This is a genomic window from Sphingomonas sp. UV9 (assembly GCF_004101245.1).
Taxonomy (GTDB): Bacteria; Pseudomonadota; Alphaproteobacteria; order Sphingomonadales; family Sphingomonadaceae; genus Sphingomonas.
In genome coordinates this window covers 20,131-43,358 of record NZ_SCIN01000005.1, presented here as the reverse complement: position 1 = coordinate 43,358, position 23,228 = coordinate 20,131, and the positions used below count along the sequence as shown (strand labels likewise).

Annotated in this window: 21 protein-coding genes; 10 read left to right on the top strand and 11 right to left on the bottom strand. The window is 67.5% G+C overall.

The genetic code is table 11. The features are described 5' to 3' along the window. Positions 1 to 131: 131 nt before the first annotated feature. From EQZ23_RS18460 to EQZ23_RS18450, 3 genes are all read left to right on the top strand, one after another. Entirely contained in the window at positions 132 to 644 is a 513-nt protein-coding gene (locus tag EQZ23_RS18460; RefSeq protein WP_128455934.1) for a hypothetical protein, read from the top strand. After that, complete coding sequence (locus EQZ23_RS18455; protein ID WP_128455933.1) at positions 611 to 1,375, top strand: methyltransferase domain-containing protein; 765 nt, start codon at positions 611 to 613, stop codon at positions 1,373 to 1,375. The genes EQZ23_RS18460 and EQZ23_RS18455 overlap by 34 nt, the downstream gene beginning before the upstream one ends. Before the next feature lie 128 nt (positions 1,376 to 1,503). Next, complete coding sequence (locus EQZ23_RS18450) at positions 1,504 to 2,145, top strand: 2OG-Fe(II) oxygenase (RefSeq protein WP_164913511.1); 642 nt, start codon at positions 1,504 to 1,506, stop codon at positions 2,143 to 2,145. On the opposite strand, the gene EQZ23_RS18445 is transcribed toward EQZ23_RS18450, so the two are convergent. Beyond that, complete coding sequence (locus EQZ23_RS18445; RefSeq protein WP_128455931.1) at positions 2,102 to 3,028, bottom strand: hypothetical protein; 927 nt, start codon at positions 3,026 to 3,028, stop codon at positions 2,102 to 2,104. The genes EQZ23_RS18450 and EQZ23_RS18445 overlap by 44 nt on opposite strands. After that, the gene (locus EQZ23_RS18440) at positions 3,025 to 4,257 is read right to left on the bottom strand and encodes a putative 2OG-Fe(II) oxygenase (RefSeq protein ID WP_164913510.1); all 1,233 of its coding nucleotides are present in this window, start codon (positions 4,255 to 4,257) and stop codon (positions 3,025 to 3,027) included. Before EQZ23_RS18440 ends, EQZ23_RS18445 begins: the two co-directional genes overlap by 4 nt. 303 nt (positions 4,258 to 4,560) lie before the next feature. Between EQZ23_RS18440 and EQZ23_RS19955 the strand changes: the two genes are divergently transcribed. Beyond that, entirely contained in the window at positions 4,561 to 4,707 is a 147-nt protein-coding gene (locus EQZ23_RS19955; RefSeq protein ID WP_164913509.1) for a hypothetical protein, read from the top strand. Positions 4,708 to 4,765: 58 nt separating this feature from the next. On the opposite strand, the gene EQZ23_RS18435 is transcribed toward EQZ23_RS19955, so the two are convergent. Continuing rightward, positions 4,766 to 5,731, bottom strand: coding sequence for a hypothetical protein (locus tag EQZ23_RS18435; protein ID WP_128455929.1), 966 nt, complete (start codon positions 5,729 to 5,731; stop codon positions 4,766 to 4,768). Between the two features lie 50 nt (positions 5,732 to 5,781). On the opposite strand from EQZ23_RS18435, the gene EQZ23_RS18430 reads away from it, so the two are divergent. After that, positions 5,782 to 7,566, top strand: coding sequence for an asparagine synthetase B family protein (locus tag EQZ23_RS18430; RefSeq protein WP_164913508.1), 1,785 nt, complete (start codon positions 5,782 to 5,784; stop codon positions 7,564 to 7,566). On the opposite strand, the gene EQZ23_RS18425 is transcribed toward EQZ23_RS18430, so the two are convergent. From EQZ23_RS18425 to EQZ23_RS18415, 3 genes are read right to left on the bottom strand one after another with little or no spacing between them, the layout of a single operon-like run. Next, the gene (locus tag EQZ23_RS18425; RefSeq protein WP_128455927.1) at positions 7,563 to 8,756 is read right to left on the bottom strand and encodes a putative 2OG-Fe(II) oxygenase; all 1,194 of its coding nucleotides are present in this window, start codon (positions 8,754 to 8,756) and stop codon (positions 7,563 to 7,565) included. The genes EQZ23_RS18430 and EQZ23_RS18425 overlap by 4 nt on opposite strands. A gap of 32 nt (positions 8,757 to 8,788) precedes the next feature. Continuing rightward, entirely contained in the window at positions 8,789 to 9,058 is a 270-nt protein-coding gene (locus EQZ23_RS18420) for a PqqD family protein (RefSeq protein WP_128455926.1), read from the bottom strand. Continuing rightward, positions 9,055 to 10,017, bottom strand: coding sequence for a hypothetical protein (locus EQZ23_RS18415; protein ID WP_128455925.1), 963 nt, complete (start codon positions 10,015 to 10,017; stop codon positions 9,055 to 9,057). The genes EQZ23_RS18420 and EQZ23_RS18415 overlap by 4 nt, the downstream gene beginning before the upstream one ends. A gap of 162 nt (positions 10,018 to 10,179) precedes the next feature. Between EQZ23_RS18415 and EQZ23_RS18410 the strand changes: the two genes are divergently transcribed. Next, on the top strand, positions 10,180 to 10,497 hold the full coding sequence (locus EQZ23_RS18410; protein ID WP_240663679.1) for a hypothetical protein: 318 nt from the start codon (positions 10,180 to 10,182) through the stop codon (positions 10,495 to 10,497). 165 nt (positions 10,498 to 10,662) lie between these two features. On the opposite strand, the gene EQZ23_RS18405 is transcribed toward EQZ23_RS18410, so the two are convergent. Beyond that, positions 10,663 to 11,250 carry a tail fiber protein gene (locus EQZ23_RS18405; RefSeq protein ID WP_128455924.1) on the bottom strand — a complete coding sequence of 196 codons (588 nt, stop codon included), beginning with the start codon at positions 11,248 to 11,250 and terminating at the stop codon, positions 10,663 to 10,665. Between the two features lie 113 nt (positions 11,251 to 11,363). Then, complete coding sequence (locus tag EQZ23_RS18400; RefSeq protein WP_128455923.1) at positions 11,364 to 12,626, bottom strand: aspartyl beta-hydroxylase; 1,263 nt, start codon at positions 12,624 to 12,626, stop codon at positions 11,364 to 11,366. 144 nt (positions 12,627 to 12,770) lie between these two features. On the opposite strand from EQZ23_RS18400, the gene EQZ23_RS18395 reads away from it, so the two are divergent. Then, positions 12,771 to 13,427 carry an aspartyl/asparaginyl beta-hydroxylase domain-containing protein gene (locus tag EQZ23_RS18395; RefSeq protein WP_206364318.1) on the top strand — a complete coding sequence of 219 codons (657 nt, stop codon included), beginning with the start codon at positions 12,771 to 12,773 and terminating at the stop codon, positions 13,425 to 13,427. 157 nt (positions 13,428 to 13,584) lie between these two features. Then, positions 13,585 to 14,061 (top strand): lasso peptide biosynthesis B2 protein, encoded by a 477-nt coding sequence (locus EQZ23_RS18390; RefSeq protein WP_128455922.1) that lies wholly within the window; start codon positions 13,585 to 13,587, stop codon positions 14,059 to 14,061. Positions 14,062 to 14,102: 41 nt separating this feature from the next. Here the strand turns inward: EQZ23_RS18390 and EQZ23_RS18385 are convergent, their stop codons facing one another. The 3 genes from EQZ23_RS18385 to EQZ23_RS18375 all read right to left on the bottom strand — a co-directional run bounded on the left by EQZ23_RS18385 (position 14,103) and on the right by EQZ23_RS18375 (position 19,213). Beyond that, positions 14,103 to 16,001, bottom strand: coding sequence for a S9 family peptidase (locus tag EQZ23_RS18385; protein ID WP_128455921.1), 1,899 nt, complete (start codon positions 15,999 to 16,001; stop codon positions 14,103 to 14,105). A 169-nt stretch (positions 16,002 to 16,170) separates the two neighbouring features. Then, a complete protein-coding gene (locus EQZ23_RS18380) occupies positions 16,171 to 17,961 on the bottom strand; it encodes an ABC transporter ATP-binding protein (protein WP_128455920.1) in 1,791 nt (596 codons plus the stop codon). A 37-nt stretch (positions 17,962 to 17,998) separates the two neighbouring features. Continuing rightward, complete coding sequence (locus EQZ23_RS18375) at positions 17,999 to 19,213, bottom strand: nucleotidyltransferase family protein (RefSeq protein ID WP_164913507.1); 1,215 nt, start codon at positions 19,211 to 19,213, stop codon at positions 17,999 to 18,001. A gap of 570 nt (positions 19,214 to 19,783) precedes the next feature. Between EQZ23_RS18375 and EQZ23_RS18370 the strand changes: the two genes are divergently transcribed. Beyond that, positions 19,784 to 21,466 carry a TolC family protein gene (locus EQZ23_RS18370; RefSeq protein WP_128455918.1) on the top strand — a complete coding sequence of 561 codons (1,683 nt, stop codon included), beginning with the start codon at positions 19,784 to 19,786 and terminating at the stop codon, positions 21,464 to 21,466. A gap of 41 nt (positions 21,467 to 21,507) precedes the next feature. Further along, positions 21,508 to 23,223: a type I secretion system permease/ATPase gene (locus tag EQZ23_RS18365; RefSeq protein ID WP_128455917.1), complete on the top strand. Its 1,716-nt coding sequence runs from the start codon at positions 21,508 to 21,510 to the stop codon at positions 23,221 to 23,223. Positions 23,224 to 23,228 lie beyond the last annotated feature (5 nt).

Below are 23,228 nucleotides of genomic sequence, written 5' to 3'. Positions count from 1 at the left end.
CCCGCACAGCGACGCGTGCGGACCAAGGGTCGGCCATCGGCGGGCGTTTAACAAGCCGGAGTCTTGGTCCCGTCTGCCGCATTCTACGGAGCGCCTTGCCGGTATGATCGTAGACGCGTAGACGTGTCGACATGAAGGCTGGGCATTCTCCTCTGCTGGGCGATGCTCCGGAACTGGACGCCATCGTCGATTTCTTGCGTGGCATCGGACTCAAGGTCGTGGCCGGGACGGTACCGGTCGATGCGGTGCTGTCGGCGATGACGGTGCAGCGTGGCGCGCTGGTGTACGACCCCGCGCAACCGGGCCGGGTCGGCGACCTGCTGCACGAGGCGGGACATCTCGCGGTCACCGATCCGGCGCTTCGGGATACGCTGTCGCAGGTCGGCGACGATCCGGCCGAGGAAATGGCGGCGATCGCCTGGTCCTATGCCGCGGCGATGGCGATCGGCATACCGACGGCCACGCTGTTCCATGCCGCCTATAAGGGCGGCCCCGACTATCTGGTCGCGGCGTTTGCCGGGGGAAGCTTTATCGGGCTGCCGATGCTGCAATATTGGCGGATGGCGGCGCACTCGGGGGAGAAGGGCCCGCGCTTTCCCGCGATGCGGACATGGTTGCGACCCCCAATGACCTGTCGCTCGTGATGGGCGGCGTGCGCAACCGCCTGAAACGGGTCGCGGCGCTGGTCGCGCTCGTCCGTTTCGTCCGGGCAGTGGCAACGCCGCTGGGCCGTGGGCGACTGGATGCCGGCCGTCGCGGTGCCTTGCTGTTCCAGCCTGCTACGGTGACACGGCTGGATCGGCATCCGGTGCTGTTCGCACTCGTGGCGGCGCGACTGGCGGAGGTTACGGCACCTCGCCTGTTGTCGTTCGGGTGCTCGACGGGCGAGGAGGCGGTCACGCTGGCGCGGCATATGCCGCACGCGCGGATCGACGCGATCGATGCGAACCCTGCCTGTATCGCGCAGGCCCGACGGACCGTCGCCCGGATGGGGCCCCGCTCGACGTCGGGACGGATCGACTTCGCCTGCGCCGATACGCCGGACGCGCTGGCGGCAGAGGGATATGACGCGGTGTTCTGCCTCTCGGTGCTGCGGCACGGCGATCTCGACGTGCTGCGCCCCGAACGCTGCACCGCATTGCTGCCGTTCGCCCGGTTCGCCGCAGCCGTCGAGGCGCTCGACCGCTGCGTGCGACCGGGCGGCCTGCTCATCCTGTGGGGTTGCCATTTCCGGTTCGTCGATACCGCCACCTCGGCGCACTATCGGACGGTCGCGACGCCGGGCGCAAAGCCGCAATCGGGCCCGTTCTATGGTCCGGACGATCGGCTGTTGCCCGACGACGCCTATGCCGCGTTCGTCTTCGCCAAGATCTAGATCGGTCTTGCCTTGACGGGGCCGTGCTGCGGGCCTTGGTTGTCCCCGAGAGCCTGGCAGAGGAGCCGGATATGTCCGCATCGATCCGAACCCCATCTTCCGGCCCTACAGTAGCTTCCGACGACACTATGCCGGGCCACCACGCCCGTCCGATCGCGATCGGTGCGCAGCGTACCGACATACTCGCGGCGCCCGACGGTCCTGCCCGAGTCTTCCAGTGCTATCGTGCGATCGAATGTAGCGACCTCCTCGAACCCGATCTGCTGGCCAGCCTGCTCGATCGCTGCCGTCGCGGAAGCTTCGTGGCCGACCATGTCGACCGGCTCGGGTCGCGTGAGGTCGAGGCCCCGCAGCGGGTCGGCGCCGCGCTCAACATCGTGCTCAGTCGTCCGTCCTTCCTGCGCTGGGTCGAGGCGGTTACCGGCTGCGATGCCCTGAACCGCGTCGAAGGGCGGCTGGTGCAGACCCGCGCCAACGGCTTGGATGCGCTCGACTGGCATAACGACACGCATGACGACGCGGCGGGCGCGCGCCGGCTGGGGATCACCGTCAACCTGTCCGATGCTGCCTATGAGGGGGGTGGTTTCGAGCTGCGCACCACCGCGACGCACGAGGTGCTGACCCGCTATCGTCACGATCGTACCGGGACCGCGCTGATCTTCGATATTGCCGGCGACCTCGAGCACCGCGTCCTGCCGCTTGCCAGCGGCGGGCCGAGGCGCGTGTTTACCGGCTGGTTCGTGCAGGCCGCGCCGCGATCATCGTCCTGATCCGCGCGAGCGCGCGATATGCCCTTTCCTCCTGATCGTGCGGATCGAACGTCGCGATCGCCGGAAAGGTCAGGACCGGTATCGCCGCAGCGATCGTCAGCAGGTCGCGCCTCCGCGCTGCGTGGTTGGGCAATGCGGCAAGCCATTGCGGACGGAAGAGGTGCGCCGAGAGCAACGCGAGTTTCGCGCTCGCGTCAGGCATGATCGACCCTTTGGTCAGCACCAGCAGGCCGGCGAGTGGCAGTATCGCATCGTCGGCGCGCGCGCGCGGTCGCACCAGCCATTTGTCGCGCAGGTCGCCGGGGATCGGCAGGCGCAGGTCGGCGTCGACCCGCGCGGCGGTATCGCGGTGCTGACGCATCGTCGGGCGGCCGCGGGACGCCTCGATGCGTCCGTCCTCGATACGCACGACCGCCATGTCGTCGGCCACCAGCCGTGTGCCGATACCGAGCAACCCCGCGGTCAGGCTCGATTTGCCCGCCCCCGACGGCCCCGCGATCAGCACGGCGTACCCGTCGACCTCGACCATGCACGCGTGGAACGGGATCGCGCCACGCCAGGCCAGCGTCAACGCGGCGATGGTGGCATAGAAGCTGAAAGGGAATGTGCCGCGCCAGTCGGGGCCGGGCAGATAGTCGATCCGGGTACCGTCGATCATGTCGAACGTCACCTCGTCCTCCCAGCCGAGCCGAATGCCATCGCCATAGAGGCGTCCTCGATTGATGGGCCGCCCGATCCCGCGCTCGGCAAGTGCGGTGACCCGCGCGACGCGCACGCCGCCTTGTCCCCTATCCAAGGTCGGGGGCAGTTGGTCGAAGCCATCGAGCGCGATGTCCGAGTGCCACGTCAGCCCGAAGGCCGATGCGCGGTAAAACGCGGTCACATCGGCCTGAGATCGAACGCGACGCAGATCCGCTTTTCGCGCAGGCCGTGCGGGAACGTGCGGTGATAGGTGTGCGACGGAAACGCCAGCATCAGGCCGTCATGCGGCCGCACGATCCGCGTACCGAACGCGGCCGCGGCGTCGTCGCCCACCAGGTCTTCGGGCATGCCGAAGGCGAGGCATCCGCCATGTCCAGCGCCGTCCGTTCCATCGCCCCCTTCCCCATCGCGCCTGCCGCCCTGTGCGATCGAGTCCGGTACGCGGACGTAATAGACGCCGCTCAGCCAGCCGAACTGGTGGACGTGCCAGGTTTCGAATCCGTCGCTTTCGGTGATGACACACCAGCTGCGCAGCATCGCCGACGCCGGTCGGGCCCTTGCCCAGGGGTGGTCGAGTACCGCGATCCGCTGCAGATGCGTATCGATGGCTCCTGCGATCTGCGCCAATAGCAGGTGGACGAGCGGCGCCTCGCGCTTTGCCGGGCAGTCGATCCGCCAGGTCAGCGCGGAGGCGGTGCCGTAGCGCTCGTACCGCAACCCCGGATGTGCAAGCAGCTCCTCTGCCAAGGCCGCGTTGAACGCGTGGATATCGTCCCAGCCGGGCGGCGGTGTGAGAACGGTCATGTCGGCGAGATCGTCCAGCCCCGCCGCGCTACGGGCTGCATCGATCGTGCCGGCCTGCGCCAGCGCCAGGGCCCGTGCGGCGAACAATCGAGCGTGCGCCGCACCTTGCGCCGTCAGGTCGTCGACCATCGTCAACACCGCAGCCGGATCGTTCGCGGCGAGATCGAGCGCGGCCAGGCGCTTGCAGGCGTCCTTCTCGTGCGGGTCGTACCGAAGTGCGTGCGTCAGCGTCGCCCGCGCCGCATCGTCCTTGCCGAGCCGGGTCTCCGCCTTGCCACATATCGCGAGTGCGGCCGCACGTTGTGCGTCGCTGGTCGCCGATGCCAGTGCCCGGTTCGCGACGATCCGCGCATGCTTGGCATCGTCCGCGGTCTCGCGGGCAAGGCAGGCCTGGGCAAGCAGCATCTCTTCGAGAAAAGTCAGGTCGTCGTGCGGCGACAGCAAGGTGACAAGCTCGTCGAACGCATCGCAGACCAGCAGCAGCGTTGCCAATCGACCGCGCAGTACCAGCCCCTGATGGCGCGCATACGCTGCGCGTACGAGCGCCAGCTCCTGGGGAAGCGTCAATTGCTTGGCGACTTCGAGATCGATTCTAGTGCGCTGCAACATGACTGCCTGCCGTTCAGTAGACTCACTAGAACGCGAATCTAATTCCTGCTCGCAGTAAAAGCATGGAATCATCGCCGATTGAATAGTTCATTATCGATGCAAAACTGAGAACGTAAACCGCCGTGTGTGATTATAACCTAGATTAAGTTACTGTTTTTGATTGTAACGAAGACGAGCTTCGCAGGCTGGCGTATAAGTACGCGAATAATAGAAACTCTTGTTTATTGAGGAGCGAATGGCATAGCTTACGTTCCGTAAAGCGTTATTTTGATCTTAGATGCAGTGAACGGGGATATCATGATGACCGATCAGACCATTCAGACGGGCCAGCGCAAGGCGTGGATCGCACCAGAGATCCGCGAACTCGACGTCCGCGAAACGTCGCTGTCGCCCGGCACGGGTAACGATGCCGGGGGAAACCCTTCCCCGGATTGCCAGAGATCCTGATCGCTTCCAGCGCAAGCTGGGGCGCTCGATCTCGACGCTGCGCCGCTGCAGGACGATGTTACAGGGCGATGATATCCGTCGGTGATCCGCCGAGTATCATCGTCGCACGGCGTTCGAGCGTGCGGTCGAGGATCATGACCCCGCCATGCAGCTTGCTGCGCAGATGACGGGGGCCGAAACTGGACATCCCCACGATGATCGCCGCGGGCGTGATCGCCAGTCCGCGCGTCATGAGCGTGTCGGTGATGTGCGCCCGCGTGCCGTCGGAGGCGATGATGTCGCCCGCCATCGAGTCGCAGTGCCACAGCATCCCGCGCTCGTCTGCGACGATATCGTGACAGCTATGGCCGGGCAGCGGCTGACGCTCGATGAGCTGCCAGTCGCGATCGAGCCATGCGAGCTCGCTGGTCTTTTCCGGGATCGCCTTGCCGTTGTGGAGCATGATCGCGGTGCGGTCGCCGACGCTCGCGATCGCGTTGATGTGCAGATAGGCGCCGCTGGTGTCGTGCGGCGGGGCTGCGGCGAACGGGCGCTGGACGTCGACCGCGCGGCCGTCGAGCGTGAACCGCAGGATCGCCTGGTTCGCGGTATCGAGCACGCACAACAGCCCGTCGACGACCGCGATCTGGTGGCAGTTGGTGTGCAGCCCGGTGACGAGCACGTCAGGCGCGGCCAGTCGGTCTCCGGCAAGATCGAAACGGACGATCCGCCCCATCGGCACAGTGCGGTCGCGATGCCCGCAATTCTCGAACAGATAGAGCGCGTCGCCGTGGCGGCACAGCCCGAAGAACCAGCCGTACAGCACCGTCTTGACGCTGGCTCCCGCCGCGGTGTGCCCGTCCCCTGGTTCGCCCCCTGCCCCGCCGTCATGTGCGATCGCGAAAAGGCCGCGGTGCGACGCGACCAGCCAGGTTTGTCCGGCAAGATCGGGATCGGCGATCCGGACTTCGCCGCGGGCATAGGCGTCGCGCGCCATCGCCTCACGCAGCGCGCTTTTTGCGGCAAAACGGTCGATGTCGGGCATCCATCATGGTCTATCCGTCGCGACGCGCGCGTCAATCGCAGGTCTATACAATGGCGAGCAGCGGGATGCTGAGCAGCGGGATCTACGGCCTGTTCCGCCTCGATGGCGGCCCGGTCGACCCGCGCGATGTCGACGCGCTCGGATTGGATGGCGCGGCCGTGTCGGGTGCGCCGGGCTCGGCGTTCGCGCATGCGGTCGATCCGCATGATCGCGCTGCGTTGCACCGCATCGAGGTGGACGATGCGCTGACGATCCTCGTCGGTCATATCGAGGAACCGCAGGCGTTGGCGGCGCGGCTGAACGTCGCGCCGACGCTGCCCTCGGCGTTGCTCGCTCGCGCCGCGCTGGAGCGGTTCGGACGCGACACCCCGGCCGAGATGATCGGCGAGTGGTCGCTGCTTCACTGGGATCGTCGCGACCGCCGGCTGGTGCTGATGATGTCGGCCGCGCGTCGCGACCGGTTGTTCTTCGCGGTCGACGGTCCCCGCGTCGCGGTTGCTCCCAACCTGTTCGCGCTGTCGCGGATTGCGTGGATCGGCAACCGGCTCGACGAGGCGGGCTTGCTGGTGTCGATCGGGCGCGCCGACCTGCGGGCCGCGCTGCGCGAGGAGATGGGCGATCGGACGATGCTGGCCAAGGTCCGCCAACTCGAGCCTGGCACGCGGCTGACGATCGAAGCGGAGGGCATTCGCCGCGATGCCACGCCGATCCTGGTACCGCAGTCGCGGTGGACGGGGTCGTTCGACGATGCGGTCGTCGCGTGCGAAGAGACGTTGCGGACGATCTTGCGCACGCGGATCGCGCGGACGCAGGTTCCGGGGGTGCTGCTCAGCGGCGGGCTCGATTCCTCGACGATCGCGTGGCTGGCGGCGCAAGAGCGGGCGGCCGAGCAGCGCATGATCCTGCTGACCTCGGTCGCGCCGCCCGGCAGCGGGTTCCCCGACGAAGCCGCGTTCGCCGATGCGGTCGCCGATCGGATCGGTCTGATGGCCGAGCATGTCTCGCCGCCTGAGGACGCCGACATCTATCGCCCGTCCGACCTGATCCTGGGCGGTGCCAGCCGCCCGCCGATGCCCGTGCGCCACTGCCTGACCGAAACGTTCCAGGCGAGGGGCAAGGCGCTGGGCGCGACCGCGTTGTTCGACGGGTCGTTCGGCGAGGCGACGGTAACGGTCAAGTTTCCGCTGACGACGATGCGGCAACGCATGCGCGGGACCGCGGGACGGTTGCGGCGCTATCTGGCGGGGGCGGTCGAGGAGCCGGTGCGGCACGGCCCCTTCCATGTCCGGTTGTCGCCGGCGCGTCTCGCCGCGCTGCCCGAGGCGATGCGGACGCCACCCTCGGCGCCGCTTGAGGACGAGATCCGGCGTCCGCGCGACCCGTGGGGGTATCTGCCCGGCGCGGACAAGGCGCTGCTGCACCCGAACGAATTCTATCCAGGGGCGCTGCGCATGGAATTCCCCTTCCGCGACGTCCGGCTGCTGCGGTTGTTCGCGGGCTTTCCGGCAGGCTTTTTCGTCCATGACGGTCTCAATCGTGCGCCCGTCCGCCACATGCTCGCCGGTCATCTGCCCGACACGATCCGGTTGCGGCGCTCGGGCAGGCCCGCATCGCCCGATCACATGGCGCGGCTCCAGCGACAGGCCTCCGCCGCGCGCGGGCGGATCGCCGCGTTCCGCAAGGCCGAGGTGGAGGAGTGGATCGATCTCGATTGGCTCGACCAGACGCTCGCGCAGATTGCCGCGCGGGGACCGGCGAACTTCGCCGAATCCTACGAAGTGCAACTGACCGCGATCACCGCCGAATTCCTGACCTGGTGGCGTTCGCGATCCTAAGCCGGCCAGATATCGAACGATACGCAGATCCGGCGATCCGTGGCGCCGTGCGGGAAGGTGCGGTGATAGCTGTGCGACGGGAACAACATCAGCAATCCTGGTTGCGGGCGGACCAGATCCTCGCCGAAGCGCGCCGCCATCTCCGGGCCGATCAACCCATCGGGAAGGCCGAACGCGATGCACCCGCCGGCATCGCTGCCGGTGATCACCGCGTCGGGGACCTGCGCATAATAGACCCCGCTCATCCAGCCGAACGGATGCGCATGCCATTGCTCGAAACCGTCGCCTTCGGTGATGACGCACCAACTGCGCAGCTCGCCGTGATCGGCGCGCGCCGCAAGCCAGGGATGCGTGCTATCCGACAGCGCGGCGACATGCCGCTCCGCGGTCTCGGCGATCTGCGCCAGCAGCGCGCGCGCGATCGGCGCCGCGCCGGTCGCCAGCGCATCGATCCGCCACGTGCCGTGCGATGCCGTGCCATGACGCTCGTAGCGCAGGCCGGGATGCGTCTTCAGCTCCTCGACAAGCGCAGTGTTGAAGGTGCCGATATCGGCCCAGCCGGGCGGGGGAGCCAAGGGCTGGCGATAGCGGAACGCAGGCAGATCGGTCGTCGCGCGCGCCTCTTCGATCCGGCCGAGCCGCGCGAAAGCCAGCATCCGCGCCGCGAACAGCCGCGCGTGGCCGATGCCCTGCGCCGCCAGCCGGTCGGTCATCACGATCACCGCCTCGGCCTCGCCGGTCCGCAGCAGCTCGGTGACGAGGCGCCGGCACGCATTGGCGTTGCTGGGATCGAGCCGCAACGCCTCGCTCAGCCGATCCCGCGCGACCCCGTGACCGTCCATCCGCAACAGCGCCTTGGCCTGTTCGGCGAGTGCCGCGCTGCGTTCCGCATCGGTCGTCGCGAGCGCCTCCGCATGCGTCGCGGCGTCGCATGCCAGCGCGGTATCGCCCGGCTGGTCGCGCGCGAAACGGGCGGTTGCCAGGGCAAGGCAGCCCGCGCAATCGAGCATCCCTGCGGCCGGCGCGGTCAGCACCGCGATCGCCTCGTCGAACGCGTCGAGCTGGTTGAGCAACCTCGCCAGCCGCAGCCGCAACGGTGCGGAGGCAGGATTGCGCGCGACCGCAGCGCGCACCACCTCGCACTCCTGGCGCGCGCTCAACGCCTTGGCGGGCTCGGGACGTATCTGCATGCAGCCTCCCCCCGATCAGGCCGTGGCTGCGGTCACACCGGGCCTGCGATCTTCATGTCGTGCATCTTGGCCAACAGGCTGGTCACCGCGGTCGTGCAGTCCGTGGGCATGACGTCGAACCGGGCGAGCAGCGCGGCCTCGACCGCATCCTGCGTCTGCGGTGTTTCCAGCACGTCCCAGACCGCGTTGGCGGTAGCGTTCAGCGTCAGATAGGTCCCCGTTTCCAGGTTGATCATCACGAAGCTGTCCTCGACCTCGGTGCCGACCCATTTGTCGGTCCGCTGCCATAGCGTGTCGGTCATCGCGTCCCCCCTTGTCCTGTAGAGTGGTCGGGCATGATCGCCCGTCGGACGGCGTCGTCGAGCAACGCATCCGCGTCATCGCGCGGCCATCGGTAGACCGGGATCCTCTGCGCAAGCCGGACCGCGTCGCGGAGCGAGCGCGGCTCGAGACCGCAATGGCGTGGCACGCTGGGACGGTGCCGGTTTGCCAGCAGCGCTTCGACCGCCTCGATCGCGCCCAGCCGCGTCCGGCTTGCGCGCGAACCGTCGTCCAGGACGACGACCGCCGCCAATCGAGCCGAACGTCGCGCACGCGCGTCGGCAACGGGGTGAAACGCGCGCGTCCCCTCCCCGCCCTGAATCCACAGATGATATCCGCCGGAGAGCCCCGCGCAGCCTTGCCGCGAGGCGTCTTCGGAACCGGCCTGGCGGACGGCGACGCTGTCGTCGGCGACCAGGAATGCACCCCTCGCCATGAACGCCGCGGCGAGTCTCGATTTGCCGCTGCCCGATGGACCGGCGATCGCCAGCGCGCCTTCGGTCCGGTCGTGCGGGATGACGGCAGCGGCGTGGATCATGAAGTCGCCCTGCAACCACAGCGCTGCCGGTAGCGCGGTGGCGATCAGCAGCGCCTCGATCATGTCCTGCGGCGCACCTTCGATCGGGATCACGTCGATGCGGGTCGGCGTGCAGCGATATTCGGCGACGCCGGGTGCGGCGAAGTGAAGCCCATCCTCGGCCAGCGACCAGATCGGTGGGGCGCTGGTGGGAACGGGGATCGCCCGACCCCAGCATATCCTGATGGCCTCGTCTTCGTTTCCGCCCAAGGGTTCGGGCGCGGTACGGGTTCCTTCGATCGGCAGGTCGGTGTCGATGATGCGGTCGAAACCGATGCAGCAGGCTCGATCGATCCCGGCGCGGCAATCATCGCCTGGAGAGGTGGCTGGGGCCGCTTCTATCGTTGTTGCGCTATCCTCCATGCAGGGTGTCGCCCTGCAGCGTCTCGTCCAACCGACCTGTTCTAGGCAGACGGTATCAACGTGGCGCGTGTTCGGTACCGGCGAGGCGACCCCGTTCGCGATCGGTACGATTTGGACCGACCTGCGCTTCGTCCGCGCCGGCTCCGATGATACCCCTGCGCCATGATTAACAGCGTGCCGCTCCCCCGCCCGATCCATCTCGGCGAGTTTACGCCGCTGGTCGGTCATGCGCTCATGGCCGACTGCGATCCGCAACCGGTCGCGTTGCAGTTGGTGGAAGCCTCGCCGTTGATCAATCACGCAAAGCTCGATCGACCGCCCTTCATCCTGATCTTCCGCTCTGCGCCGGACGCGATGCTGATGCCGGGCAGCTATGTCCTGCGTGGTGGCGGGTTTGGTCCCGACCTGATCGACATCGGTCGGATCGCCCGCCCCCTCGCCGGCGAACCCGGGCATTATTACCAGGCGGTGTTCAACTAGGCGTTCGAACCGCTGGGTTTTGCATCGGCCGGGAGCGATCCGCGCTCGGCGCACGACAGCCTTCGGGACGGGGATCTCCCCAAGGCGCGGGTCCTTGGATGATGCAGGGGGCATCCAGGCCCGAGCCGAGCGCGCTGTGTTCACAACGAAGCCTGCCCGCCGACGCTAGTTGCGCGAAGGGAATATGCCCTGGAGCGCGATCGAGTAGTTCAGCGCCAGATAGGGCTGCAACACGGGAACCGGCTGGTTGCCACCGGTCGACGCGATGGTGCCCGCGATGTTGAGACCGCCCAGCGGTACGGCGGTGCCCGCCGTCCCTGCCGGAAGATAGACCAGCGGTTGGCTTGCCGCGGTACTGGGATCGTTCGACCGTCCGAGCAGCGAACCCGCGGCAGGCGTCTGCGACGTGGCCTTTACCGGCAGCGCGGTCATGGTCGATCCGTTGTTGGCGAAGGTGTGCGTATGCGCCGGGAGCTGGTTCGTGGTGAGCGTCACGGTCTCGGTACCGCCGAGCTGACCCATGGTATAGACCGCCAGGCCCGGTCCCTGTCCGTAATGGATCGGTACGCGACTGCGCAGGTCGGGAAGCGCGAACGTGGTAGTTCCATTGCCGCCATAGGTCGTGCCTAACAACGAAAATAACGCGGTGTTCTGTTGTATAGAAAGAATCTGACCGTTGCACAGGGCGTTGCCTGCTGGTGCGAAACTGAAACCAAACGTTCTGATTTCACCGATATACGATGCGTTCGACATGCCAGCACCCCCCTGTTGTTCCATGCAATAATCAAAGTATTGCACCGAAGAGTCAACATGGCGATTATGGTGAGAACTATAGATGAACAACAGATATGTTCATTGTCGATGTTCTAGTGTTCTGATTGATATGTGTTAGGCTCGGCTTGTTTCATCGTGCTTTTCCGCAAGGCATCAAGGCGCGCATGAACCGGATCGACCAAGCCGCGCACGGTCTCGATTTCGAGAGGCACATCCCGCCGTTTTGCGGCGGTGTCGGGCACGAAAAGCTGCTCGGGTGCCTTGGCATCGCGTGTCGCGACGTGGCGCATCGCGGCGTGCTGGACCGGATCGGGCATGAACCCGAAATGGGGCGCGATCCGGTCGATGAGCGCGTCCGGCATTTCGGTATAATCGACCAGCAACCCGCCGCCCGACGGCCAATGCTCGAGCACGGCCTCGCCCATCCGTTTCAGGACCAGCGCGGCATAGCGGTCTGCCGCCATGCCCTCCGCCCCCGGTATGTCGACGATGCTGACGGGCAGCAGGCCCGCCACGGTATGGATACCGCGCTGCCGTCGCTGCGATACGAGCACTTCGACCGGGTTGCGGTACAGGAACACCCAGGGGGTCTCGGGAAAGGCCGCACGGAACAGCGGCAGCGCGAGCACGTGCCAGCTGTCGAGCTTGAAGAAGACGCGCCGCGTCTGCCCCGATCGGTCTCGCCCGAGCGCGGCGACGATCGCGCGGAGGGCCGCGACCTGTTCGTCCAGCGGTGCGCGCGATTCCATTGCCCAGCGGACGACCGCATCGAGCGGCTCGGGCTCCGACAGCACGACATGGGCTGGATCCGCGCCAAGCATCTGTGCGGCCAACGTCGATCCGCACCGCGACATATGATGGATGAAGCCGGCGGGCGCAGATGCGGTATCCGCGTCGGCGATCATCGCCTCGAGGCTGGTACGTGTCCGGAACATCAGGTTGAACGGCCGCGGCGCGAACCGCCGCACCGAATCCTCGTAGAACGGCGCGTCGAGCTGCCCCGGCCCGAACCACGCCCAGTCGAACGCCGGCTTCGCACCGGTTTGCACGGCACGCGCGGGCAGCCAGCCGCGCGACGGCCAGCGATCGAGCGTCACCGGGCTGGGCATCCAGCGGCTGATACCGAGCGGATCGGGCCGGATGGTGGCGCGGATTGCCTCCACGCCGAGCGCGATCCCGTGCGCGGCCGCAATCGCGACGGCATCGGCGACATAGGCATCGGGCTGCTCGATCGCGCCGAGCCGGGCCTGGAGCGCCTCGTCGGCGAGCACCAGCGCGGCAAACGCGGCCATCCCGGCGTGCGCCGACGGATCGCCCGGCGTATCATGGCCATGGTGCATCGTGGCATCGGTCATGCTCTGTCCCCCCCCTGCTCTGGTACCGGCTGCTCTGGTATCGGTACCTGGTATCGGTCGCTCTGGTTCACCGATGCGGCCGGGTCGCTTGGCATCGCGTCGGGCACGTCTTACGCTGCACCTCGGAACCCGGGGAAGCGTATCGTGGCTGAGCCTATCGGACAACACGCGCTCCCCGTCGGCCCTTGCGGCGACCTGCCCGCTGGCGCCTCTACAACTGCACGATGGCCCGATCGGCTGCGCCTGCCGCTGTCGTTCGACGCCGCCCGCCTCGCGGCGGATCTCGATCAGCTCGGGGATCGCACCTGGACCGGGCATTTCGTGCCGCAGCATTACGAAGGCGACTGGAGCGTATTGCCGCTGCGCGCGCCCGTCGGCGCCGTTCATCCGATCCTCCAGATCGCGCCCGACCCGATGTGTCGCGAGTGGGCGGATACCGCGTTGCTCGGGCTGTGCCCCTATATCGCGGACGTGCTCGACGGTTTTGCCTGCCCGCTGGAGGCGGTCCGCCTGATGCGGCTCGCGCCCGGATCGGTGATCAAGGACCACCGCGATATCGATCTCGCAGCCGAGGCCGGCACGGCGCGGCTGCATATCCCGATCGCGACCAACCCCGGCGTGGATTTCCGCCTCAACGGGACGCGCGTCGGGATGGCGCCCGGCAGCGTCTGGTATCTGCGGCTGGCCGATCCGCATTCGGTCGTGAACACCGGCACGACCGCCCGCGTCCATCTGGTGATCGATGCGATCGTCGACCCGTGGTTGGAAGACCTGCTGGATCGCGGCAGGTCCATTGCATAGGCTGCGCGCACCGGCTGCGCGTCACATGATCGGGAAGGCGCCATGATCGGAATTCCGCGGTAACGGGTCGTGAAGTGCGCGGCTGGACCGCGGTGACGGCGACCGGTATGCCTCGGGGCGTGCGAATGCGGGACCGCCCGGATCGCCGGAGAAGGGCATGTCGTCGCTACGCCGCAAGCTGCTTACCGCGTCGAGCATGAGCCATGCCGACCGGCGCCTGATCGTCGAGGCAAGTGTCGCGCTGCTGGTCGCACGGCTCCGCAGCCTGCTGCCGTTCAGGGTCCTTGTCCGCCATCTGGGTGGTATCCTCGCACCGCATAGCCGGACGGGCCCCCCTGCCCCACCTGCCCCGCCCGCCCCGCTCTCCCAAGCCGAGGCGGACATGATATTCGCGATCCGCTGGTCGGTCGGCGCGGTCACGCCGTGGCTGCCGTTCCGGACGTTGTGCCTCCAGCAGGCGATCGCCGCGCGCGCTATGCTGGAGCGCCGCGGAATCGACAGCGTCCTGCATCTGGGCGTGCGCGATCCGACCGGGACGGCGCTGGAAGCGCACGCCTGGCTCGACGCCGGCGGGCTCAACGTCACCGGCTATCCGGTCGATCCGGCACTGACCGAGGTCGGACGCTTCGTCTGAACCCCGGGCGCCTATGCCGGCGCACGGGGTTCAGGCAATGCTCAGCGCGCGGTCTTCACGTAGCGATCGTACCAGGCGATCGCGCGTCGGCGCACGTCCGCGGACTGTTCCGGTCCCGTCACGCAGTGGCCCGCGTCGGGGTAGATCACGAGGCTCACTGGCACGTTGCGGTCCTTCAGCGCATGCCACCACTCGATCGACTGGGTCGGTGGCACCTCGATATCGCGCTCGCCGACATAGATGAAGGTCGGCGTCTTCGCCCGCTTGGCCTGGTAGATCGCCGATACGTCCTCATAGGCCTTCATGTCGTCGTACATCGACGTGCCGAAGAACGGCAGCATCCACTGGTCGATGCCGTTGGTGCCGTAATAGCTCACCCAGTTCGACAGACCGGCGCCAGCGACGATGGCCTTGAAGCGATCGGTCTGCGTATTCGCCCACATCGCCATGAAGCCGCCATAGCTGCATCCGCCCAGCCCCAGGCGCTTGTCGTCGATCGGTGCGAGCCGCTCGACCGCGTCGATGCCGGCGAGGATGTCGCGCAGGTCGCCGCCCCCGAAATCGCGCTTGTTGGCGGCGGTGAACGCCTCGCCCTGGCCATAGCTGCCGCGCGGATTGGGCAGAAAGACGTAATAGCCCGCCTTCAGCAGCGCGGCATTCAGCGAGGTCTCGGACAGATAACCCGGCATCGATGCCGAGGAGGGCCCGCCGTGGACGAGCGTGATCATCGGCGCCTTGCCCGCGGGCGTAATCCGAGGCGCAAGCAGCCAGCCCTGCACGTCGTACCCCTCGTTCTTCCAGGTGATGCTGCGCGCGGTCACGAGCGCGGGGGCTGCGTCGTTGTCGTGCGTGAGCTGCCGCAGCGCGCCGATCGGCCCGGCATAGATGGCGGGCGCATGCTCGTAATCCTGCACCACGGCTGCGGCGATGCGACCATCGGCGGAGAATACCGCGCGACCGTCGCCTGCGCTCACGCTTGCCGGCTTGGCGAAACCGGGCACCACCGGCTGACCGGGCGTCAGCGTGCCGAGCTGGACCTGATCGCCCGCCAGCGTCACCGTCCGCAGGCCAGCTTTGGTCCAGTCGATCGTGGTCACGGTCGACTTCGCGCCGGCGGTGATGTTGCGTGGGCTGCCGCCTGCCAGCGGCACGGTGAAGACGTCGCCGCCGATCGAGCCGAAATCGCTCATCAGCCCGCCGATATACGCAACCGTCCGTCCATCGGGCGACACGCGCGGCTGGTTGAGCTGGGTCGTGGGCTTCGCGATCGAGCGTACCGCGCCGGTTTGCGCATCGATCGCGTCGAGCGTCGCCACCCACCAGTTGTTGTCGCCATTGCCGAGCGCCGTCGTCGCGACGAAACCGCGACCGTCCGGCGTCCACGCATATTCGTAGACATAGCGACCCGCCGGCGACAGCGGCGTCACCGTCGTGGCGGGTTTCGTAATGTCGAACACCGCGAGGCGCTGCTCGTCGCTCTTCTCGCCGATCTCGCCGACCATCCGCACGCCCGCCTGCGTCGCACCCGATTCCTTGGCAGCGCCCAGCGTCACCAGCAACGCGATCCGCTTGCCGTCGGGAGAGACCCGCGGCGTCTGCGCGATGCCGGCGATCGTGGCGACCGTGCGCGTCGTCCTGGCATCGGCATAGGTCAGCCGCACAGTGCCCGCGGTACCGTCGCGCACCAGAAAGACCAGGTCGCCGCCCGGCGCGAAGGTCAGCCCCGAATAGCTGCACGTCGCGCAGGGATCGATCGTTCGCAGCACCCGCCCATCGGCGACGCTGCGGATCGTCACCACGCCGCGCGCCCCGCTATTCTCGACCGTCGCGATCCGATCGCCGGCAGGCGACAGGGCAAGCGCGCCATATTGGTGAAGCGATTGGGCCGATGTCGGGGCCGCGGACGCAACGAGGAGAGCGGCAGCAATTGTGAGGCGCATCGAAGGCTCCGATAAAGCGGCAATATCCATGACGCTTAACGGGTTGCCCTGTCGTCGCAAGCCGATCCGGAGAATTGCTATCGGGAAGACGGGCACAGGGCTCTACCGATGCGTTCCGATCCAGGGTTCGACCCTTACTGTCGATCTGTCGACATGTTGGGTTCTACGGCTACGTATCGGCGGTCTGCGCGGTCTCCAGCATGATCACGCGGTCGCACGCGCGAAGCGTTTCCTCGCGGTGGGCGATGATCAGGATCGTCGCCTCGGGCAGCGCCCGGCGCACATTGGCGATCACCGCCTGTTCGGTCGCGATGTCGATTGCATTGGTCGCCTCGTCGAGGATCAGCAGCTGCGGATCGCGCAGCAGCGCGCGGGCGAGCGCGATCCGCTGGCGCTCGCCGCCCGACAGCCGCGTGCCGCGATCGTCCATCGGCGTATCGAGGCCCTGCGGCATCGCGCCGACCATGTCGGCCGCTCCCGCCTGCGCCAGCGCCTGCCAGAGGTCGGGATCGGGGCGGACGTCGCTCCCCCAGGTCAGGTTGCGACGGATGCTGTCGTTGATGAGGTAGGAGTCCTGCGCGACATAGGCGAGGCGACGCCGCCAGCTTGCGAGCGTGGCCGCGCCCAGCACGGTGTCGCCGATCGTGATCCTGCCCTCGCTCGGTTCCAGCAGCCCCGTCAGCAGGTCGACGAAGCTGGTCTTGCCGGTGCCCGAAGGACCCGACAGCCCGACCAGCTCGCCCGCGCCGATCACGAGATCGAGCCCCATAAAGACCGCCGCGCTCGCGTCCGGATAGCGAAAGGTCACGCGGTCGAACCGGATCGTTCCGTGCCGAACCGTCTGCGCGCCGGCGCCGCTGGTGATCGCAACCGGCGGGCCGAGATCGACTTTCAGATCGTGCAACGCGGTGAAGGCGGGCATCACGCCGAATAATTGCTGCACGCTTTGCTGGAGCGACCGGACCGGGCCGCTCATCCGCACCAGCACGACCAGCGCGGCGAGCAGCGTCACGGTCGGGATGTCGAACAGCACCGCACCGAAGATCATCATTGCCCCGGCCAGCGAGGCGATACTCGCCGATACGATCGCAACCCGCGACTGGAAGCGTTGCTGGAGGGTCAGCTGCGAGCGCAATTGTGCCCCCTCCTCACCGATCTGCGCGACGAAGGCATCCGCCATGTCGTGCGCGACCGCGATCTTGAGACCGCCGAGGAAATGGGCCGTCTCGCCGGCAATGCGGAACGCGAAGCGTGCGGTCGATCGGCCGACATCGGCCGCTCGCCGCGACAACGGCACCAGCACGACGAGGCCGAGCAGCGCGAACCCGACCATCAGCACCGCGACGACCGGCGACAGCAGGATCATCAGGATCGCCTGGGTCACCAGCATGATGCTCGCCGTCATCATCTGCAGCAGCACCGAGCAGGCAAAGGCCAGCCGGGTGATCTCGCTCGACAGGATGTGCGCGATCCGCGCATGCCGCAGCCGCGCCAGCGACGACCAGCGCGCGTGCGCCAGATCGGTGACGACCATCAGCCGGCGATGATCGACGAACCCCAGCGACAGGTCCGACACCAGCCGGTCGCGTGCCGACAGCACGGCCGCGCGCACGCCGACCAGCAGGCAGAACGCCAGGAGCACCGCCGCCAATTGCTCGAGCCGCGTGACCAGCCCGATCGACGACAGCGCATCGACGATCATCGCCCGCCAGCGTCCGCCGGTCTGCGGTGCCAGCAGCGAGAAGATCGGCACGAGCAACGCCAGGCCGACGCCTTCGAGAATGCCGCCCGCGAGCATCAGCGCGAGCGCGGCGCCCAGTCGCCGCCCGCCATAGCGGACGAAATCGCCGACCAGCGCCTTCCCGTCCGCGACCAGCGATCCCGTGGGGCCATCGGCCGCAGGGGCGGTGGTAGGATTGCGAAGGAACGGCATGCAGCGGAGCATGCGGGGCTGGCGCACCGAGAGCAAGCTGGTGTCGTGATCGACCGCACCGACGCTACAGGGGCTTGGCAGGCTCTCCCGCCCTCTGCGGCCGCAACCGCGCCGGACGCCGCAACAGGCGCAGCGGCAATCCGGTCAGGATGGCGGCGGGAACCGCCCAGTTGGGTACCTGTAGATGCGTGACCGCATTGGGCCGGCCAAGCAGGCTGCGGACGGCACCCCAGCGATAGGCCAGACCGGGTACGAGCCAGAGCTGCGCGCGCTCGAACGCGATCAACTCGCGCATCGGACGCATCAGCCGGCCTTCTGCGTCTTCCTCCGCCACGATCGCGGTGTAGCAGAAGCGGACGAGGCGCCGCGTCACGCGGTCGCGGTGGATTTCCTCCAGCAAGGCATGCGGTACGGCGATGCCGAACATGTCGTGCGCCAGGACGATCGCCAGCCCGGGACAACGCCCGGCACCCAGCGCGACCGCTTTGCGGTACAGCGTCTCGACATCCGCGTCGTGGAGCAGCGCGGCGACGTCGGCGAGCCATTTCAGCCGCGCCCACAGATGCTTGGCGCCGTGGAACACCAGATAGGCAAACAGCGGTGCCGGCGCGAGCGTCGCGAGCGACGTGCCGGGCATCAGTTCGACCGGCATGCGCGGCGAGTCCAGGCCGATCGTGGTGATGGCCGCACGATTGTCGCCGAGTTCGGTATGCAATTCGACGACGGTCCCGCGTTCGTCATGATACCATTCGGACTCCTTGTGCGCGGCCAGATAGCGACGGATGTGCACCGGATCGGTGATCCCCCCCAGGATCGAAAGGCGATAGCCAAGCGCCGTGAGGGTTTCGCACGCCGCATCCAGCCGGTCGCGCGCGACCAGGACGTCGACGTCCCAGGACGTCTTGAGCATCAGCGTGCGGTGGGCATGCATCGCCAGCGTCGATCCCTTGACGAACAGCGCATCGATCCCGGCTGCGGCCAGTGCCTGGCCGACGCGGATCTCCTCTCCGGCATTGCGCAGGGATTGCATTCGCGACGCTGCCGCGCGCCGCGCCAGAAGGGCCGCAGCCGCGTCCGGTAGCGTGTAGCCGATCGCCTTCAGACCTTCCTCGACGAAGCCGCTGACACGGTGTCGGTGTGCCAGATCGACCAGCCGGTCGGCGTCGAAGGGGAGTGCGGCGATCCGGGCGATGCCCGCGGTCCGGTCCGGCAGGGTCAGCGGGCACAGGCAGGCGGCGAGCAGCGCCAGTTCGCGGTCGTCAGGTCTGTTGCGAAGCATCACGATTTGGTCTGCCTGGGAATGAAGGATGTCGCATGCTGAGCTGAACACGGTCGCGCTATCGAACGATCGCCGAGACATGCATAGCGACGACCGCCCGGGTCAACCACCGTACTGGCGCTGACGTCCGTCGAATGTCCGGGCGTCATGGCAGCGTCGCTTGAAACCACAGGCGTCCATGGTCGATCACCTGAAGATCGCTAGCACCCCTACGGGACAGGCCGGCCACAGGCGTGGATCGCGACGGCCGCGCAAGCGATCATCGCCGGCCAGGTCAGATCCGCACAAGCTACTGCATCGGCAACGGAACGGTCGCGCGTATGATGACGCGATGCCCTTGTCGTGAGCCACGAAATAGAAGAATGGGAATGCAGGGGGGCGGGCCTGCAAGGGTAACCGCCGCATATTAGGGGAGCAAGGGCGTCGGCAGTCCTGACCGCGAGCGCGGTGGGTGCAGCCGAACCCGAGTGCGGGGCTGGGGTAAGACGACATGACAGGTTCGACGGCCATCGTGCTTCGCGATGGCTGCATGCGGGTACGGGGCGACGGTCATTGTCGCTCGGCGTCACGATGCAGGCGTTAGAACGGATGGTGCGCGTACGCCGTTCCGCCGGGTGCCGTGCGGTCGTCGCTGCCGGGCTGACGTTGGTTACGCCCTCAGTCCATGCCCAGCGCGCGCCGTCGGCAACGCAAGGGTCGCTGGTCGTCGATCCGCAGCAGGGCGCAACGCCGCGACCGCTGCCGCCATCGCCTTCCCTTCCCCAAGCGTCCGTTCCGACGCCGGTAACCGTGTCGCCCACGCCCGTACCGACGATCGACCTGGCGATCCCGAGCGAGCCGCTCGCGCGACCGTCCGGCACGGCCTATGGCCCGCCGACCCCGCTTCGCAGCACGCCGCAGCTCGGCGCCTGGGCGCAGGGCGTACCCGGGGGGCTGCCGGCACCGAGCGGGGATCCGTTGCGCATCGATCCGACGGCCGACCCGATCCTCCAACTGGCGCATGCGCAGTCTTCGCTTGCGATCTTTCGGCAGGTGATCAGCGAGGCGGTTACACGCAATCCCTCGCTCGACGAGGCGATCGCGCAGACGGACGAGGCCAAGGGCGTACGCGGCGAGGCGCGCGCGCGCGCACTGCCCGTCGCCGATCTGTCGATCTCGACCTTCCGGATCATCGACCGGGCGTTTTCGAACGATCCGAACAACGTCCTCGAACGTTCGCGTCCGAGCCATCGCACCGATGGGTTGCTCCGCATCCAGCAGCCGTTGATCGATTTCGGCGCAAGCCTCGGTCGGATCCGCGCGAGCGAGGCCCGGCTGAACGCGGCGCGCGCCAATGTCGAGGATATCGGTACGCAGGTCGCCCTGAGCGCGGTCTCGGCCTGGTACACCGTCTATGGCTACCGCGTTCTCGTCCGGCTGGGCGAGGCCTTCGCGATCAGCCAGCGCAGCCTGCGCAGCAGCATCGAGGATCGCATCCTTCAGGGCGCGGCCGCAGCGGGCGACGTAGCCCAGGTCGACAGCTATATCGCATCGTCGGATTCACAGCTTGCCGATTTCCGGCGCCAGCTGGCCGGCGCAGAAGCGCAATATACCGCGGTGATCGGTCATGCGCCGCCGGTCGGGCTGGCGCGTGCGCCGGAGCCGTCGCTCGCCGGCATCGGCACTGCGACCATGGTCGCGGATATCGATACGCTGCCCGCGATCCGCGCGGCCAAGCTCGGCGTCGATGCGGCACGATCGGACGTGCGCGCGGTGAAGTCGGATCTGTTGCCGCAGCTATCGGGCGGGATCGATGCCGGCCGCTACGGCATCATCGAGACGGCACGCGATTATGACATCCGCGGCAGCCTGACGCTCAGCATGCGGCTGGGTGGTGGCGGGCCGCAGCGCGTCGACCAGGCGCAGGCGCGCGCCGACGGTGCCGATGCCCGGTTGCGGCGTACCCGCCTCGATTCACAGCGTGATGCACAGATTGCGCTGGCCGACGTCGCCGCATTGCAGGATGCGCAGACCGCGATCGAAGCCAATTACCTGGCGAGCCGGCGCGCGCGCGACGTGCTGGCGGAGCGGTTCCGCGTTTCGCGCGGCACGCTGTTCGACCTGCTCGCGTCGCAGAGCAATTATTTCGGGGTCGCCGCCCGCTACGTCCAGACCGTGATCGAACTCGATACCGCGCGCTACGCGCTTCTCGCCCGGACCGGCCGGCTGCTGCCGGCACTGGGCATTCAACCTGCCGCGCTGGAACCCCGATGATCCCTCCTCATGCCCTGCCCCATGACAGGTCCGGTCACGACATGATCGAGCATCCGCGGCCGCGCTTCGCGCCGTGGCTGGTCGAGCCGATGCTGCGCAACAAGGGCACCTATCTGAAGGTCGCGCTGGCGGCTGCGATGATCAATATCTTCGGGCTGATCACGTCGCTGTTCACGATGACGGTGTATGACCGCGTCGTCCCCAACAATGCCTTCTCCTCGCTCGTCGCGCTGTCGATCGGACTGGCGATCGTGGTGGTGTTCGATTTCATACTCCGCGTCCTGCGCGCCTATTTTACCGATCTGGCGGGCGCCGACATCGATCACGAGATCGGTGGACGCGTGTTCCGCCGGCTGGTCGCGATCCGGCTCGACCAGAAAAAGGGATCGACCGGTGCGCTGACCGGCATGATGCGCGAGCTCGAGACGCTGCGCGACTTCTTCGCGTCCGCGACGATGACCGCGCTGGTCGACGTGCCATTCATCGTCATCACCTTGATCTTCATCGCCATCCTCGGCGGGATGGTGGTGTGGGTGCCGCTGGCGGCGATCCCGATCGTCATCGGCGCGGGGTGGCTGACGCGACCTGCGCTCGACCGGTTGTCGGCGCGCTCGATGAGCGAAGGGCTGACCAAGCAGAGCGTGCTGGTCGAGACCGTGGGCGCGCTCGAAATGGTCAAGACCAGCGGTGCCAGCGGCCTGCTCGGCCAGCGCTGGAAAAAGGCCAACCAGCAGCATTCGGACAGTTCGACGCGCCAACGCCTGGTCTCGACGATCGCGACCACGGTCGCGGCCTCGGCGAACACGCTGGCCTATGCTGGTACCGTCGTCGTCGGCGTGTTCCTGATCGCCGATCACAAGCTGACCACCGGCGCGCTGGTGGCCTGTTCGATCCTGTCGGGCCGTGCGGTGCAGCCGCTGGCGACGATTGCGGCACTGCTCTCGCGGCTGTCGGCGACGCGCACGGCGTACAAGCAGATCGACGCGATGATGGAAACCGGGTCCGAGGAGCCTCGCGGCACCGCGCTCAAGCCCGCCCGCTTCGATGGCCGGATCGAGTTGCGCGGGGTCTCGTTCCGCTATCCGGGTGCTGCGGAAAAGACGTTCGACGGGCTCGATCTGGTCATTCCGGCGGGGCAGCGCGTCGCACTGCTCGGCAGGGTCGGATCGGGCAAGTCGACGATCGCGCGCCTCATCCTCGGTCTTTACCCGCCGCAGGAGGGGCTGGTGATGATCGATGGCACCGACATCCGCCAATATGATCCACATGCGATGCGCGCGCTGGTTGGCACTGCGCTGCAGGAAAGCGTGCTGCTGAGCGGTTCGGTGCGCGAGAACATCACGCTCGGCCGACCCGGCGTCGACGATGCCGAGATGCTGCGCGTCGCCGAGCTGACCGGCACGCATGGTTTCATGGGGCGGATCGCCAATGGCTATGACCTGATGCTCGCAGATCGCGGCGAGGGCCTGTCGGGCGGCCAGCGCCAGTCGATCAGCCTTGCGCGCGCGCTTGCCGGACGTCCGCAGGTGCTGGTGTTCGACGAGCCCACCAGTGCGATGGACCAGACGACCGAAATGCAGCTAATCGATCGGCTTCAGACCGAGTTGCAGGGCCGCACCTTCGTGCTCATCACGCACCGCCCTGCCCTCGTCCGGCTGGTCGACCGCATCGTCGTCGTCGAGGCGGGCAAGGTCGTCCAGGATGGCCCCCGCGACGCCGTCCTGCAATCGCTCCAGCGTCCCCGCACTGCGGCCTGAGTACC

Excerpts from the sequence above, each read along its gene's own strand:
- EQZ23_RS18365 (WP_128455917.1), top strand. The coding sequence starts at position 21,508 with ATGATCGAGCATCCGCGGCCGCGCTTCGCGCCGTGGCTGGTCGAGCCG.
- EQZ23_RS18430 (WP_164913508.1), top strand. The coding sequence starts at position 5,782 with ATGGCGAGCAGCGGGATGCTGAGCAGCGGGATCTACGGCCTGTTCCGC.
- EQZ23_RS18420 (WP_128455926.1), bottom strand. The coding sequence starts at position 9,058 with ATGACCGACACGCTATGGCAGCGGACCGACAAATGGGTCGGCACCGAG.
- EQZ23_RS18450 (WP_164913511.1), top strand. The coding sequence starts at position 1,504 with ATGCCGGGCCACCACGCCCGTCCGATCGCGATCGGTGCGCAGCGTACC.
- EQZ23_RS18390 (WP_128455922.1), top strand. The coding sequence starts at position 13,585 with ATGTCGTCGCTACGCCGCAAGCTGCTTACCGCGTCGAGCATGAGCCAT.
- EQZ23_RS18460 (WP_128455934.1), top strand. The coding sequence starts at position 132 with ATGAAGGCTGGGCATTCTCCTCTGCTGGGCGATGCTCCGGAACTGGAC.
- EQZ23_RS18375 (WP_164913507.1), bottom strand. The coding sequence starts at position 19,213 with ATGCTTCGCAACAGACCTGACGACCGCGAACTGGCGCTGCTCGCCGCC.
- EQZ23_RS18405 (WP_128455924.1), bottom strand. The coding sequence starts at position 11,250 with ATGTCGAACGCATCGTATATCGGTGAAATCAGAACGTTTGGTTTCAGT.
- EQZ23_RS18400 (WP_128455923.1), bottom strand. The coding sequence starts at position 12,626 with ATGACCGATGCCACGATGCACCATGGCCATGATACGCCGGGCGATCCG.
- EQZ23_RS18410 (WP_240663679.1), top strand. The coding sequence starts at position 10,180 with ATGATTAACAGCGTGCCGCTCCCCCGCCCGATCCATCTCGGCGAGTTT.
- EQZ23_RS19955 (WP_164913509.1), top strand. The coding sequence starts at position 4,561 with ATGACCGATCAGACCATTCAGACGGGCCAGCGCAAGGCGTGGATCGCA.
- EQZ23_RS18415 (WP_128455925.1), bottom strand. The coding sequence starts at position 10,017 with ATGGAGGATAGCGCAACAACGATAGAAGCGGCCCCAGCCACCTCTCCA.
- EQZ23_RS18425 (WP_128455927.1), bottom strand. The coding sequence starts at position 8,756 with ATGCAGATACGTCCCGAGCCCGCCAAGGCGTTGAGCGCGCGCCAGGAG.
- EQZ23_RS18385 (WP_128455921.1), bottom strand. The coding sequence starts at position 16,001 with ATGCGCCTCACAATTGCTGCCGCTCTCCTCGTTGCGTCCGCGGCCCCG.
- EQZ23_RS18435 (WP_128455929.1), bottom strand. The coding sequence starts at position 5,731 with ATGCCCGACATCGACCGTTTTGCCGCAAAAAGCGCGCTGCGTGAGGCG.
- EQZ23_RS18370 (WP_128455918.1), top strand. The coding sequence starts at position 19,784 with ATGCAGGCGTTAGAACGGATGGTGCGCGTACGCCGTTCCGCCGGGTGC.
- EQZ23_RS18455 (WP_128455933.1), top strand. The coding sequence starts at position 611 with ATGGTTGCGACCCCCAATGACCTGTCGCTCGTGATGGGCGGCGTGCGC.